Below are 14,763 nucleotides of genomic sequence, written 5' to 3' on the forward strand. Positions count from 1 at the left end.
TTTTCGGGATAGGTGCTGCGTCGCTACCGAAACCACTGCCATCGGCGCTCGGTCAGGCTGCCCGCTTCCACATCACTCGCTCGCTGCGTTTCACGCTCGCGGCTCACAGATCACATCGTTCCGATATCGCCTGTCCAGCGTTCGCTCAATACCTGTTCTGAGCCGCTTCAGCGTGCCGAGCATCGGCCGCTCTATGAGCACATAGACGCGAAGGCTCACCACGATTGATATGATGAGCAGAGCGACCGCGAGCATTTCCGGGTTCGCTCGCGCATCGTCCGGTAGCGTCGCACGCGCGACCTCCAGCACGATCGGGTGAACCAGATAGAGCGAATAGGAAGCGTTGCCCGCGCGCTCGAAAAACCTGGGTAGCCGCCCGTACGCCTCTCCGCATCGCACAGCCCCTGCGACGATCAGCGCATACGGCACGCCCAGGAAGAGCAGCCGGCTGGAGCTGGCCGTTCCTGAAACCACGCCCTCGGGGTGGACCGAAATCGTGATCGACCACGGGGTCACGATCAGCAGGAGCAGCAGCATCGCGCCGACGGTGAGTGAATTGCGCGATATCCAGCGCCACCTGTCGCGCCAGCTCATCCATACGAGCAAGCCCAGCGCGAATTCCCCCATGATGGGATTGAACACGATCGGCGCGCGCGCATGAAAAGCCGAAAAGCTGCCGGCGATCGCCAGCAAAGCAAGCGAGAGCAGCAAAACGCGATCAGGACGAGTTGGGCGCACGGCGATGATGATCGCCGCCAGGGCGTAGAATGCCAGCTCGAACGCGAGCGTCCAGCCAGCATAGAGCGCGGGAAAGCGATAACCGCCATCCGCATCCCACGTCACCGGCAGCACCGAGTTGATATAGGCGCCGGGCGGAAAGCTCGCGCCGCGCCAGAGCATCCAGCCGATATAGACAGCACTCGCCAGCCAGAACATCGGCAGGATGCGGATCGCGCGATCTGCGAGAAAGCGCCCTGCCCCCGCATGCGTGCGCCGACTGACGACATCCGCCATGATGAAGCCGCTGATGATGAAGAACAGATCGACGCCGGTCGCGCCAAAATTGGCAAGCCCCGGAAGCTGCGGGAAATACCCGGCCCTGACCAGCCCCGGGTGATCGCGCATCGTCATGAATATGTGATGCACGACGACGCCCATCGCCGCGATGCCGCGCAATATCTGTATCGCTTGCAGGCGCTCCCGTTCCATCGCCGCCGACAATGGACGAGCCGGGTTAGAAGATGATGAAGGCTATTTGCGTTCCCACACCTTCTCGCCCCCGATCCAGGTCTGCTCAACCACCGTCTTGCGCAGGTCGGCGGGGCTGGCGTTGAGCGGATCCCGATCGACGATGATGAAATCGGCGCGCTGACCGGGGGCGAGTATCCCGAACTTGCTCTCGGCGAATCCGGCATATGCCGCACCGCCGGTATAGGCCCACCACGCCTGTTCGCGCGTCACCGCCTCCTCCGGCCGCCAGCCGCCATAGGGCTGGCCATTCGCGTCCTGCCGGGTGAAGGCCGCGGCCCAGCCCGCCCAGGGATCGGGCCGCTCCACCGGCGTATCGGAGCCAAAGGCGAGCTTCGACCCGTTCGCCAGCATCGATTTCCACGCATAGGCCCCCGCCAGCCGCTGCGGGCCGAGACGCGCCTCGGCCATTGTCCGGTCGCTCGTCTGGTGGACGGGCTGCATCGAGGCGATCGTGCTGTATCGACCAAAGCGCGGGAGATCGGCGGGATCCACAACCTGGGCATGTTCGACACGCCAGCGGCGATCGCCCGTGTAAGTATCCGAGAGCGACTGGATCGCGTCCAGCACCTGCTGGTTGGCGCGATCGCCGATCGCGTGGACGGCCACCTGGAAGCCATCCATCGCCGCTCGGCTCATCTGGTTCTGGAGTTGCGTGTCGCTGTTGAAGCCAAGTCCGCGCTCCCCCGGTGCATCAGCATAAGGCGCCTTCAGCCACGCCCCGCGCGAGCCGAGCGCGCCATCGGCGTAGAGTTTCACTCCGCCCATCCGCAGCCGATCGCCGTAAAGCCACGGCGTCGGTCCCTTGCCACCGACCCGGCTCGCCGTTTCCACGCCCATCGCATAGCTCATCACCCGAACACGCAATGCGCCGATATCGGCCATACGGCGGAAGCTGAGCCAGTCGTCGAGCGTCGTTCCCATATCCGCGATCGCCGTGACGCCATAGCCGAGCAGCACCTGCTGCGCCGCCAGGAAGGCCGCGTCTCGCTCCTTGGGCAACGGCTGCGGCAGAACCTTTTCGATAATCTTGGTGGCGGCATCGACGAACACGCCGGTCGGCTGGCCATTTGCGCCTTTTTCGATCCGCCCGCCCGTGGGCGTGGGCGTGGCGACGGTGACGGCCGCCTCGCGCATGGCCACGCTATTGGCCCAGCCGGCATGGCCGTCCGCCCGCTCCAGCCAGACCGCGCGGCCATTGGCAACCGCGTCCAGATCGGCCGCCGTGGGGAAACGGCCCAGCCCCCATTTCTCCTGATTCCAGCCGCGCCCGACGATCCACTTCCGATCCGGGTTGGCCGCGATATAGGCCGCGATCTTGGCCTTCGCTTGATCGAGCGTTGTCGTGTCCGACAGATCGAGCGACAGTGCCGCGAATCCGAGGCTCTCGACATGGCCATGCGCATCTATGAAGCCCGGCAGCAGCACTTTGCCCTTCAGATCGGCGCGCCAGTCATAGCGCGGGCCGGGATCCTTCTTCGTCGGCTTGTGCGGCGGCTCGTTCATTGCGACGAGGCGAACGACCTTACCGTCCCTGTCCATGACGATCGACTTGAAGCGGACGACCTTGCCGTCGCGATCGAGCGTGATGCCCTGCACATTGTCGATCAGCGCGTCCGCCAGGGCGGGCAATGGAAAAAGAATGGCGACGGCCGCGAGCAGCGCGGCCCTCACCGCGGCAGCCTCCGCACGAGCGCGCTGGTATCCTGTCGCCCGCCGCCCAGCTTCTGCACCTCGGCATAGAATTGATCGACCAGCGCCGCCGCCGGCAGCACCGCGCCGTTCCGCTTCGCTTCGTCCAGCGCGAGGCCCAGATCCTTGCGCATCCAGTCGATCGCGAAGCCGAAATCGAATTCACCCTTCGCCATCGTGCCCCAGCGATTGACCATCTGCCAGCTCTGCGCCGCCCCGCCGGACACCGCCTCGAACACCTTGTCGAGATCGAGATCGCTCGCCTGGGCGAACCGCAATGCCTCGCTCAGCCCCTGCAACACGCCGGCGATGCAGATCTGGTTGACCATCTTGGTCTGCTGCCCCGCGCCGGCCGAACCGACATGGACGATGCGCGCGGCATAAGGCTCCATCACCGCCCGCGCCTTCGCCATCGCGGCGTCGCTGCCGCCGCACATGATCGAAAGCTGGCCCTTCTCCGCACCAGCCTGACCGCCGGAAACCGGCGCATCCACGCTCAGCCCGCGCGCCGAGGCGAGCCGCCGCGCAATATCCGCGGAAACCGTGGTGTGATCGATGAACACCGCATCCGCCCGCATCGCCGCGAATGCGCCGTCGGCGCCCAGCGTGACCTGCTCCAGATCGAGGTCGTTCCCGACGCAGGTGACGACAGCATCCGCCCCCGCCGCCGCAAGCGCTGGCGTGTCCGCGACGCGCAGCCCCGTCGCCTCAGCCTTGGCGCGGGTGCGGTTATAGACGGTTACGTCATGTCCGGCGCGGGCGAGGTGCCCGGCCATCGGGGCGCCCATGACGCCAGTGCCAATGAATGCGATCTTCATAGCCCGTCGATTAGGCGTAGTTTCCACGGCGCGCCAGATGGTCTAGGCGGCTTCCCTCGCCGCCGCCCCAGTTGCGGCGCGAACAGGAGGTTATGTTGGCCACCGCCGCGACGAACGACGAATCCCTTCCCGTCTCCATCGACGACGTGCGCGCGGCGCACATGCGGATTCGCGACTCGATCGTGCGGACGCCGACCCTTATCAGCAAGACGCTGTCGCAGCTCACCGGCGCGCGCGTCTATCTCAAGTTCGAGAACCTGCAGTTCACGGCCGCCTACAAGGAGCGCGGCGCGCTCAACACCTTGCTCCAGCTTTCCGACGAGGCGAAAGCGCGCGGCGTGATCGCGGCGTCCGCAGGCAACCATGCGCAGGGCCTCGCCTATCACGCGAACCGGCTCGGCGTGCCGGCCACGATCGTGATGCCCACGACCACGCCGATCGTTAAGGTGACGCAGACGCAGGGCCACGGCGCGACGGTCGTGCTCGAAGGCGAAACCTTCGACGCGGCTTATGCCCACGCGCGCACGCTCGAGGCGCGCGACGGCTACACCTTCATCCATCCGTTCGACGATCCGCGCGTTATCGCGGGCCAGGGCACGGTCGCGCTGGAAATGCTTGAAGACGTTCCGCAGATCGACACCTTCGTCACGCCGATCGGGGGCGGCGGCCTCATTTCGGGCATGGCGACCGTCGCGGCTGCGGCGGGCCGCCCGATCGAGGTGATCGGCGTGCAGGCCGAGCTTTTCCCGTCGATGTACAATCGCCTCAACCACACCAATCTGCCATGCGCGGGCGACACGCTGGCGGAGGGCATCGCGGTGAAGGAACCGGGCGGCCTCACCGCGCGGATCGTGGCGGCGCTGGTGGGCGAGATCGTGCTGGTTTCCGAACGAAGCCTCGAACAGGCAGTCAGCCTTCTGCTCCAGATCGAGAAGACGGTGGTGGAGGGCGCGGGCGCCGCCGGCCTCGCCGCGCTGATGGAGCATGGCGATCGCTTCAGGGGCAAGACGGTCGGCGTCGTGCTGTGCGGCGGCAATATCGACACGCGATTGCTCGCCAACGTGCTGCTGCGCGATCTGGCGCGGTCCGGCCGCCTCGCGCGGCTGCGCATTCGACTGCAGGACCAGCCCGGCTCGCTCTATAACGTCGCGAAGATATTCGACGAGCAGCGCGTCAACATCATCGAGGTGTATCACCAGCGCGTGTTCACCTCGCTTCCGGCGAAGGGGCTGATCGCAGAGATCGAATGCGAGGCGCGTGATCGCGCGCATCTCGATCGGCTGGTGGGCGCGCTGCGCGAGGGCGGCTATGAGGTAAGCCAGGTCGAGCCCGCCTGAATCTGGCCTCTGGAACGATCGGCGGGAGCGGGTTAACCTCCTATTCGTGGTTAACGGGCTTTTCACATTTGCGCCAAGGATTCATATCCTGTCGATGCGGCGTGAATCATCGCGCCGCTCGCAAGGATTACGTCGGTGACGGCGCCATTTCGCTTTCCGCGCTTTTTCGTGACCAGTCCCGCGCCGTGCCCCTATCTGCCGGGGCGGCAGGAGCGGAAGGTGTTCACCGAGCTTTCCGGCCCACATGCGAGCGAACTCAACGACGCGCTCGGCCGGATCGGTTTCAGGCGGAGCCAGTCGGTTGCCTATCGCCCGTCGTGCGCGGGGTGCACGGCGTGCGTTTCCGTGCGCGTGGTGACGCATGAATTCGAGGCCAACGCCACTCAGCGCAAGCTGATCCGCCGCCACGCCGATCTGGAGGTGACGGCGTGCCGCCCGTGGGCGACCGACGAGCAGTTTCAGCTCCTGCGCCGCTACCTCTCCTCGCGTCATCCCGGCGGCGGGATGGCGGGCATGGACGAAACGGATTACGCCGACATGATCGAGCAATCGCCGGTCAATTCGGTGATCGTCGAATATCGCGAGCCTTCGGTGAACGGCGCGCAGGGCAAGCTGATCGGCGCATGCCTCACCGATCGACAGGCCGACGGGCTATCGATGATCTACAGCTTCTTCGCTGCCGATCGCGAGGACCGGCCGGGGCTGGGCAATCTCATCATCCTCGATCACATCCTGCGCGCGCGCGCCGCAGGGCTGCCCTATGTCTACCTCGGTTATTGGGTGAAGGGATCGTCGCGGATGGAATACAAGACGCGCTATCGCCCGCTCGAAATCCTCGGCCCGCGCGGCTGGGCGCTGCTGGCCGAGCACGACGCGGTCATCTGATCGCCCGCTTCACGTGCCGGCCAGACCGGTGAGCATGTCCGGCGTCAGCAACTGCGGCAACAAGCGCGGCTCTCGTGCGCCGGGTGCGTACCACAGATAGAGCGGCACGCCGGCGCGATTGTTCGCCTCGATAAAGCGGCCGAGCGCGGGGTCGCCATCGGTCCAGTCGCCAACCAGCACCGCAACCTTCCCCTTGCTGAAAGCACGCGCGACCCTTTCGGTTTCGATCGAGGTCTTTTCGTTGACCTTGCAGGTCAGGCACCAGTCGGCAGTGAAATAGGCGAACACAGGCCGCCCTTCCGCGCGCAAAGCTGCCAGGCGCGCCTCGCTGAACCGCTCGGCACCGGCGATCGTGGTTGCCGGCCGCGCCGCGCCCGGATGGAGCAGCGCCATCGCCATCAGCGCCGCCGGTATCGCCGTCAGCCCCGGCCACCACGCCCGCTCCCTGCCCTGCCCCTGCATCCAGCCGGTCCACCACAGGCCAAGCGCCAGCAGGATCAGCGCGATCGCGGCGAGCACCAGGCCAATGCCGCCCGCCTGCCGCCACAGCACCCAGCCCAGCGCCGCCGCGGTGAGGAACATCGGAATCGACAGGATATGACGCAGCCGCACCATCCACGGCCCCGGCTTCGGCAGGCGACGCCGAAACGCCGGGACGAAGCCGATCAGCAGGAACGGCAATGCGATGCCGAAGCCCAGCCCCGCGAAAACCATCAGCGCGGCAGCCGTGGGCAGCACGAGCGCCGCGCCAAGCGCCGCGCCCATGAACGGGCCGCTACATGGTGTCGCGACGAACGCTGCCAGTGCGCCGGTGGCAAATGCCCCGGTGGTCCCGGATTTGCCGGCGAATCGCGGCGTGGGGAGTTCGAACAATCCGGCAAGGTTGAGCGCGAGGCCGGCCACGAGCAGCAGCAACACCCCGATCACGCGCGGATCCTGCAGCTGAAACGCCCAGCCGACGGCCGATCCACCGGCGCGCAACGCGAGCAACCCGCCGCCCAGCGCGAGGCACACGAGGATCACGCCCGCCGCATAGGCAAGCGATTCACGCCGCGCGATAGCCTCCGTTTCGCCCGCCCGCGCCAGGCCAAGCGCCTTCAGGCTCAGGATCGGAAAGACGCACGGCATGATATTGAGCAGCAGGCCGCCCAGCACCGCGCCGGCAAATGCCAGCAGCGCGCTTCCCCACACGCCGCCGGCCGCATCGGCAGGCGCGACGACGCCAGGATTCGCGAGGATCGCCAGCCCGCGTCCCTCGCCCGTCGCCAGCACGCCGGCAATCCTGCCGCTGGCCGGCACCGCCGCCAATTTCGCTTCAACCACGAGCCGGTCGCCGTCACGCGCGATCTTTTGCGGCGCGGCATAGTCCACCGCGCCGCCCGCGAGCGGATAGAAATAGGCATCCCTTATCGGAGCAGCGGCGGGAAACGGCACGCCCAGCCTGAATACGCCTGCGGCCGCTTGCCAGGTCGCGCTCGCGCCGAGCGGCTGCGGCAGGGCGCGCCGCCACGCATCGAATCTGGCCCGCAACGCCGGATCGGCCGCGCCGTCGCCCACAATAAGCGCGGTCTGAAGCGTCTGCGTTTCCGGCACGCACAGATCGGCGGTGCAGACGAGGTAATCCGCCTTCACGCTGATCGGCAGGGGCGTGCCCGGCGCGAGACCCGCAGGTATCTGAACATCGACGAGCATGGCGAAGGGGCGCTCGAACACATAGTTCATCAGCCCCGCGATCAGCAGCCGTTGCGGCACCGGATAACGCAGTTCCCCCGCACGCGCGCCGGAAGGCAGCGTCCAGGCGAGCCTCGTTCCCACGCCCGCGTCGCCGGGATTCTGCCAGTAAGCATGCCAGCCCGGCGCCGGCACGGCATCGAACGCCAGCGTCACGGTGCCGCCAGCTGCCGGGCGCGGCGTTTCCGCGACCAGCCGCATCGCGACATGCTGGTCGGCTGCAGCGGGCTGCGCGACCATTGTCATCAACCCGACCAGAAGCGCCACTATGCGCCGGAACCATGCTTGCCTCGCCATCATGGCGCGGACATACCGTGCCCGCCACCGCTTTGCACCAAGGACCGAAGATGAAACTGCGGATCGCCGCCACCGCCGCCCTGATCGCCGCCGCCCTTACCACGCCGGCATTCGCGCAGCGGGCCGCGCCCGCCGCCGCGGTTGCGGCCGATGCAGCCGGCCCGCGCGCCGCGCCCAAGCTGATCGTCGCGATCTCGGTCGATCAGTTTTCGGCCGATCTGTTCGCCCAATATCGCAACCACTTCACCGGCGGATTCGCGCGCCTGTTGCAGGGAGTGGTCTTTCCGGCCGGTTATCAGAGCCATGCCGCCACCGAGACGTGCCCGGGCCACTCGACGATCCTGACGGGGATGCGCCCGGCGCATACCGGGATCATCGCCAATAACTGGATCGACCAGAAGATCGGCCGCGCCGACAAGACGGTCTATTGCGCCGAGGACGAGCGCGTCCCCGGCACCGATCACAACAGCTACACCGCCGCGGACCTCCATCTGAAGGTGCCGACGCTGGGCGAGATGATGAAGGCTGCCAATCCCGCCACGCGCGTCGTCTCCGTCGCGGGCAAGGATCGCGCGGCGATCATGATGGGCGGTCACAAGGTGGACGAGCTGTGGTTCTGGGACGGGAAGGATTTCGTTTCCTATGCCGGTCGCGCCGTGCCGCCGACGATCGCGCGCGCGCGCGCTGCCGTGGCGGGGCTGATCGCCAGCCCGCAGGGCCCGCTTCCGCTGCCGGGGTGGTGCGCGGCCATCTCGCGCCCGATCCAGGTCGGCGGGCAGACGCTCGGCACCGGCCGGTTCGAGCGCGCGGCGGGCGACGCCAAGGCTTTCCGTGCCTCCCCCGCGATCGACAGCGCCGTGCTCGGCATGGCCTTTGGGCTTGCCAAGGATATGAAGCTCGGCACTGGCGGTACGCCCGATCTGCTGATCGTCGGCCTTTCCGCGACGGACTATATCGGGCATGCCAATGGCACGCAGGGCAGCGAGATGTGCATCCAGATGAACGAGCTGGATCTGTCGCTGGAGAATTTCTTCGATGCCCTCGATGGTCTGGGTATCGATTACGAGGTGGTGCTGACCGCCGATCACGGCGCGCATGACCTGACCGAGCGCCAGGCGCAGCACGCCATGCCGATGGAGACGCGCCTCGATCCGGCAGCCGCGCCCAAGCTGGTCGGCGCGGCGATTGGCAAGGAACTCGGGATCGCCGGCCCGGTGCTGATCGGCGGCGAAGGCGACGTTTACGTATCCAGCGACGTGCCGGCAGGAAAGCGTGCAGCCGTTATCGCCGCGGCCGTGAAACGGTACGCCGCAATGCCTCAGGTCGCCGCCGCGCTCACCCGCGAGCAGATCGCCGCCACCCCGATGCCAAAGGGCCCGCCGGAAAACTGGACGCTGGCGGAGCGCGCGCGCGCCTCCTACGATCCCGAGCGCTCGGGCGATTTCCTGCTGTTGTTCAAGCCCCGCGTCACCCCGATCCCCGTGCCGGGGCCGGGCTACGTCGAGACGCACGGCAGCCCGTGGGATTATGACCGGCGGGTGCCGATCCTTTTCTGGCGCAAGGGGATTGCCGGGTTCGAACAACCGCTGTCGGTAGAAACGGTGGACATCGCACCGACGCTTGCCGCCACCATCGGCCTGCCGGTGAGCGGCCTCGACGGGCGCTGCCTCGATCTGGATGCTACCGCCGCCTCGACGTGCCCGCGCTGAGGCTGGCAGGGCTGGTCAGCGCGGTTTTATCCCGTTGAACCACGCGCCGGAAATCAGCTCGCCAAGTCGCCGGGATATCGCCCCGGCGGCAAAGGGCTTCTGGATCACCGCATCGTCACCGACATGGGCCAGCGCGCGCAGATCGGCATAGCCGGTGACGAACAGCACCGGCAGGCCCGGCCGCAGCCCGCGCGCCTGGGCGGCGAATTCCGCGCCGTTCATGCCGGGCATCGCGAAATCGACCACGGCGCCGTCGAGCGCGATGTCCCGCTCCACCACGCTCAGCGCGCGCATGCCATCCGCCGCCTCGATCACGACTGCGCCGGCGTCGCGCAATTCCTGCGCCGTCACCGCGCGGACATGATCGTCGTCGTCGAGCACCAGCACAGTGCGGCCGGCGATAGAGACTTCGCCAGTCGTCAGCGATTCGGTCGCCTGCGGATGATGATCCGTCATCGCGCGTGGCAGGTACACGGTGACAGTCGTCCCCTTCCCGGGGGCCGTCTCGATATTGATCCCGCCGCCCGACTGTTTGACGAAGCCGTAGACCTGCGCCAGCCCGAGCCCCGAGCCCTTGCCCACTTCCTTGGTGGTGAAGAACGGCTCGAACACCCGCGCGCGCACCGCTTCGGTCATTCCCTCGCCCGTATCGGCGACCGACACCATCACATAGTCGCCAGCGCGCGGCGCATCGGGTGACACAGGCTCACCCAATGTGACATTCGCGGTGGTGACGCCGAGTTTGCCGCCGGCGGCGCCCATCGCATCGCGGGCGTTGATGGCAAGATTGAGCACCACCAGCTCGAATTGCGTGGGATCGACGAAAGCCTGCCACAAATCGGGCGCCAGCCGCGCGTCGATCGTGATCGCGCGACCGAGCGTGCTTTCCATCAACGGGCGCATCCCGACTATCGACGCATTGAGTTCGACTGCCTTGGCCTCCAGCCGCTGGCGGCGCGAGAAGGCGAGCAACTGCGCCGTCAGCGCGGCGCCGCGTTCGGCCGCCATCCTCACATGCTCCAGCCGCTGGCGGGTGCGCGCGTCGCCTGCCTCGCCAAGCGTGCGCTCCAGCATCGCAACATTGCCGAGCACGACGGTGAGCAGATTGTTGAAATCATGCGCGACGCCAGAGGTGAGCTGACCCACCGCCTCCAGCCGCTGCATCTGGTGAAGCGTCGCCTCGACCCGCTCGCGCTCGGCGATTTCCTTGAACAGTTCGCGGGTGCGTTCGGCCACCCGGCGCTCGGACGCCTCCCCCGCGAGATGCGCCTCGCTCACGTCGACCGCGCAGCAGATGAACCCGCGATACACGCCGTCGATGATGCGCGGCCTGGCTTCGGCATGCACCCAGCGTGGCTCGCCGTTCGGCCCCATCAGCCGCAGATCGCCGCCCATCGGTGCGCGCGATTCATGCACCCGCGCGCGAACGATCCCGAGCGCCTTGCGATCCTCCGGCAGGTACAACCGGGTCCAGCCCTCCCGGATAACCTCAGCGGGCGCCACGCCCAGGAAGGTTTCGAAGAACTGGTTCGCGAAGATGATCTCGCCCTGTTCGTTTGTCTGCCAGATCAATGCCGGCAGCGAATCCGAAAGGTCGCGGAACCGTGTCTCGCTCTCGCGCAACGCCTCGCGCTCGTGACGACGACGGGAGATGTCGATCACCGTCCCCGCCGCGCGGACACACTCGTCGTTCTCGAAAATGCCGCGCCCTGTCGCCGCGAACCAGCGCGTCTCGCCATTGTCGGCACGTATCGCGCGAAACTCGATATCGATCGGTGCGCGGCGTGCCGGATCGACCGCCGCCGCCAGACTGGTGCGCACCATCCCGATATCCTCCGGGTGAAGCAGCGCATAATATTGATCGAGCGTCAGTTCACGATCGGGCGGCAACCCATACATCGCCTTCGCCCGATCTGACCATATGCCGCGACGGGATCGCACGTGAATATCCCATATGCCGATCTCGGCCGCCTCCGTCGCCAGTTCCAGCGATTCGCGGCTCAAGGCCAGCGCGCGTTCGGCACTGTACCGGTCGGTGACATCGGCGCCCTGCACGAATATGCCGCTGACCGCGCCGGTCGCATCCCTGATGGGATGAAAGAGAAAATCGAGATGGCGGGTTTCCGGCTCGGTATCGGGGTGTCGCCGGAGCAACGCGGTCGCGCCGTTCTCGCGATGCGGCTTGCCCGCGGTCCGTACCGCGTTGAGCAGACGCCAATATCCTTGCTGCTCGATCTCCGGCAGCACCTCGTGCGCTGCACGGCCGATGATCCCGCCGGGCCGCTCCCCGATCAGTTCGCGAAAGGCCTGATTGGCGTGCTCGATCACGTGATCCGGGCCGCGCAGCACGACGATGAAGCCCGGCGCATCCTCGAACAACTGTGACAAGCGCTGCTTCTCGTCAGTCAGGGTTCGTTCCGCCCGCACGCGCTCGGTCGTCTCCGAGACGATGCACATCACCCCGCCGATCGCGCCATCGTCCAGCCGGATCGCGGAATAGGAAACGTCGAAGAACACTTCCTCGTCGAACCCCGCGCGATCGGTATGGAAAGGGCGGTTGCGCGCATTAAAGGTTTCGCCGGTGGTGCGCACATGATCGAGCAGCGGCGCCAGATCATCCCAAAGCTCACCCCAGGTTTCGCGCGCCCGACGGCCAAGCGCGCCCGGGTGCTTGTCCCCGATCGTCGGGGCATAGGCGTCGTTGTAGAGCGCGACATGCTCCGCCCCCCAGAACAGCACGATCTCGGAAGCGGCGGGAAGTATCAGGCTGACGGCGTTGACCAGCGCGGACGGCCACTGATCGATCGGCCCCAGCGGCGAATCCGACCAATCCTTCGCCAGTATCAGCGCGCCCAGCGCCCCGCCACCGGCGAACTGGCGCGCAACCTCACGCACGTTGTTGGCCGGGCCGTCCATCACCATTATTACTATATCTTTCAGTTCGCCCCGCAAAGCCGGAACGATGGCATACCGGTGCAAAGCACGTTATCCGCGTAACGGATGAAGCCAGCGTTCCGTTCAATCCACGCCCATCGCCTGCTGCGTGTCGCGGCGGCCACCCCACGCGCCTCTGTCGGCGATGCTGCCGCCAATGCCGAAGCGACGATATTGCTCGCCCGCGAGGCGCATGATGCGGCAGTCGACCTGGTGGTGTTCCCGGAACTAAATCTCACCTCCTATGCAATCGACGACCTGCATTTGCAGACGGCGCAACAGGCGGCCACTCTCGACGCGATCGCCAAGGTTACCGGGGCGACTCGCGATCTGCGCCCGGTGCTGCTGGTGGGCGCGGCGCTGGCGAGGAACGGGCGGCTGTACAATTGCGCGGTCGCAATCGCGCGCGGGCGCGTGCTGGGCGTCGTGCCCAAGACGTTTCTGCCCAATTACCGCGAATATTACGAAAAGCGCTGGTTCGCCAGCGGCGCAGGGCTCACCGGGCTGACGATCTCAGTCGGCGATGAGGAGGTGCCGTTCGGCACCGACCTGATCTTCGCCGCGAGCGATCTGCCGCAATTCGTCTTCCATGCCGAGATCTGCGAGGATTATTGGGCGCCGACGCCGCCCTCCACGCTGGGCGCGCTGGCGGGCGCGCTGGTGTGCTGTAACCTTTCCGCATCGAACGTCACGATCGGCAAGGCGCGCGAGCGGGCTATGCTGTCGGCGGCGCAATCGGCGCGCGCAACCTGTGCCTATGTCTTTTCGGCGGCGGGATCGGGGGAGAGCACCACCGATCTCGCGTGGGACGGCCAGGGCACGATTCACGAGCTGGGCGAGATGCTTGCGGAATCCACGCGGTTCGGGGGCGGCCCCGAACTCTGCATCGCCGATGTCGATTGCGAGCGGCTGGAACAGGAACGCAGCCGCTTCGGCACATTCAACGACGCCGCCGCGCTCGCCGGCCATCCGGAGGCGCGGTTCCGCCGCATCCCCTTCGCGCATCAGCCCGATTTTGCCGATATCGGCTTGCGGCGCGCCGTCCGGCGCTTCCCGTTCGTGCCCAATACCCCCGACAAGCTGGATGCCGACTGCTACGAAGCCTTCAACATTCAGGTGGAGGGGCTCGCGAAGCGGTTCGAGGCGACCGGCGCCAGGCGGCTGGTGATCGGCGTTTCGGGCGGCCTCGATTCGACGCATGCGCTGATCGTCGCGGCAAAGGTGCTCGATCGGCTCGGGCGGCCGCGCGCGGATATCCTGGGCATCACCATGCCCGGCTTCGCGACCAGCGACGCGACGAAGGCCAATGCGTGGAAGCTGATGCAGGCGCTGGGGGTGACGGCGGAGGAGATCGACATCCGCCCCGCCGCGCGCCGGATGCTGGAAGACATGCGTCACCCGTTCGCCAACGGTGAACCCGCCTACGACGTGACGTTCGAGAATGTGCAGGCCGGCTTGCGCACGGATTATCTGTTCCGTCTCGCCAATCAGCGCGACGGCATCGTCGTCGGCACGGGCGACCTTTCCGAACTGGCGCTGGGTTGGTGCACCTATGGCGTGGGTGACCAGATGAGCCATTACGGCGTTAACGCCGGCGTGCCCAAAACGCTGATCCAGTTTCTGATCCGCTGGTGCATCGCGACCGATCAATATGATCGTGCGACCGATGCGGTACTGGAAGATATCCTCGCAACCGAGATCAGCCCCGAACTGGTGCCAGCCGGGGCGGATGGCGTGATCCAGAGCACGGAGGCACGGATCGGCCCCTATTCGCTCAACGATTTCTTCGCGCATCACGTGATCCGCTATGGCCTTGCGCCGTCCAAGATCCTGTTCCTCGCATGGCACGCCTGGCGCGATGCCGAAGCCGGGCGCTGGCCGGAGGGCATGCCGGAGGCGGCGCGGGTCGCCTATGATCTCGATACGATCCGCGGCTGGCTCGAGAAATTCCTCACCCGCTTCTTCCGCACCAGTCAGTTCAAGCGATCGGCATTGCCGAACGGGCCGAAGGTTTCACCCGGCGGCGCGCTCAGCCCGCGTGGCGATTGGCGTGCGCCGAGCGACGGCACCGCCGCCGCGTGGCTCGCGGAGCTGGCACGGTGGGATTGAGGC

At 66.8% G+C, this 14,763-nt stretch carries 9 protein-coding genes; 4 read left to right on the forward strand and 5 right to left on the reverse strand.

The annotated features are described in order from the left end of the window. Positions 1 to 90 precede the first annotated feature (90 nt). From FFS35_RS12365 to FFS35_RS12375, 3 genes are read right to left on the reverse strand one after another with little or no spacing between them, the layout of a single operon-like run. On the reverse strand, positions 91 to 1,209 hold the full coding sequence (locus FFS35_RS12365) for an acyltransferase (RefSeq protein WP_137787395.1): 1,119 nt from the start codon (positions 1,207 to 1,209) through the stop codon (positions 91 to 93). A gap of 42 nt (positions 1,210 to 1,251) precedes the next feature. Further along, positions 1,252 to 2,922 (reverse strand): amidohydrolase, encoded by a 1,671-nt coding sequence (locus FFS35_RS12370; RefSeq protein WP_137787396.1) that lies wholly within the window; start codon positions 2,920 to 2,922, stop codon positions 1,252 to 1,254. Then, entirely contained in the window at positions 2,919 to 3,758 is an 840-nt protein-coding gene (locus FFS35_RS12375) for an NAD(P)-dependent oxidoreductase (protein WP_137787397.1), read from the reverse strand. Before FFS35_RS12375 ends, FFS35_RS12370 begins: the two co-directional genes overlap by 4 nt. Positions 3,759 to 3,850: 92 nt before the next feature. On the opposite strand from FFS35_RS12375, the gene FFS35_RS12380 reads away from it, so the two are divergent. Together FFS35_RS12380 and FFS35_RS12385 are read left to right on the forward strand one after the other, a co-directional pair. Beyond that, positions 3,851 to 5,095 carry a threonine ammonia-lyase gene (locus FFS35_RS12380; protein WP_137787398.1) on the forward strand — a complete coding sequence of 415 codons (1,245 nt, stop codon included), beginning with the start codon at positions 3,851 to 3,853 and terminating at the stop codon, positions 5,093 to 5,095. Between the two features lie 135 nt (positions 5,096 to 5,230). Then, positions 5,231 to 5,980: an arginyltransferase gene (locus FFS35_RS12385; RefSeq protein ID WP_137787399.1), complete on the forward strand. Its 750-nt coding sequence runs from the start codon at positions 5,231 to 5,233 to the stop codon at positions 5,978 to 5,980. Positions 5,981 to 5,989: 9 nt separating this feature from the next. On the opposite strand, the gene FFS35_RS12390 is transcribed toward FFS35_RS12385, so the two are convergent. After that, entirely contained in the window at positions 5,990 to 8,008 is a 2,019-nt protein-coding gene (locus FFS35_RS12390) for a protein-disulfide reductase DsbD domain-containing protein (RefSeq protein WP_137787400.1), read from the reverse strand. A 50-nt stretch (positions 8,009 to 8,058) separates the two neighbouring features. Between FFS35_RS12390 and FFS35_RS12395 the strand changes: the two genes are divergently transcribed. Continuing rightward, on the forward strand, positions 8,059 to 9,717 hold the full coding sequence (locus tag FFS35_RS12395; RefSeq protein WP_137787401.1) for an alkaline phosphatase family protein: 1,659 nt from the start codon (positions 8,059 to 8,061) through the stop codon (positions 9,715 to 9,717). 15 nt (positions 9,718 to 9,732) lie between these two features. On the opposite strand, the gene FFS35_RS12400 is transcribed toward FFS35_RS12395, so the two are convergent. Further along, positions 9,733 to 12,639, reverse strand: a complete 2,907-nt coding sequence (locus FFS35_RS12400; RefSeq protein ID WP_137787402.1) for a PAS domain S-box protein — start codon at positions 12,637 to 12,639, stop codon at positions 9,733 to 9,735. Positions 12,640 to 12,717: 78 nt separating this feature from the next. Here FFS35_RS12400 and FFS35_RS12405 point away from each other — a divergent pair, with 78 nt between their 5' ends. Continuing rightward, positions 12,718 to 14,760 carry an NAD(+) synthase gene (locus FFS35_RS12405; RefSeq protein ID WP_137787403.1) on the forward strand — a complete coding sequence of 681 codons (2,043 nt, stop codon included), beginning with the start codon at positions 12,718 to 12,720 and terminating at the stop codon, positions 14,758 to 14,760. Positions 14,761 to 14,763 lie beyond the last annotated feature (3 nt).

This window comes from Sphingomonas sp. 3P27F8, assembly GCF_005502745.1.
GTDB lineage: Bacteria > Pseudomonadota > Alphaproteobacteria > Sphingomonadales > Sphingomonadaceae > Sphingomonas.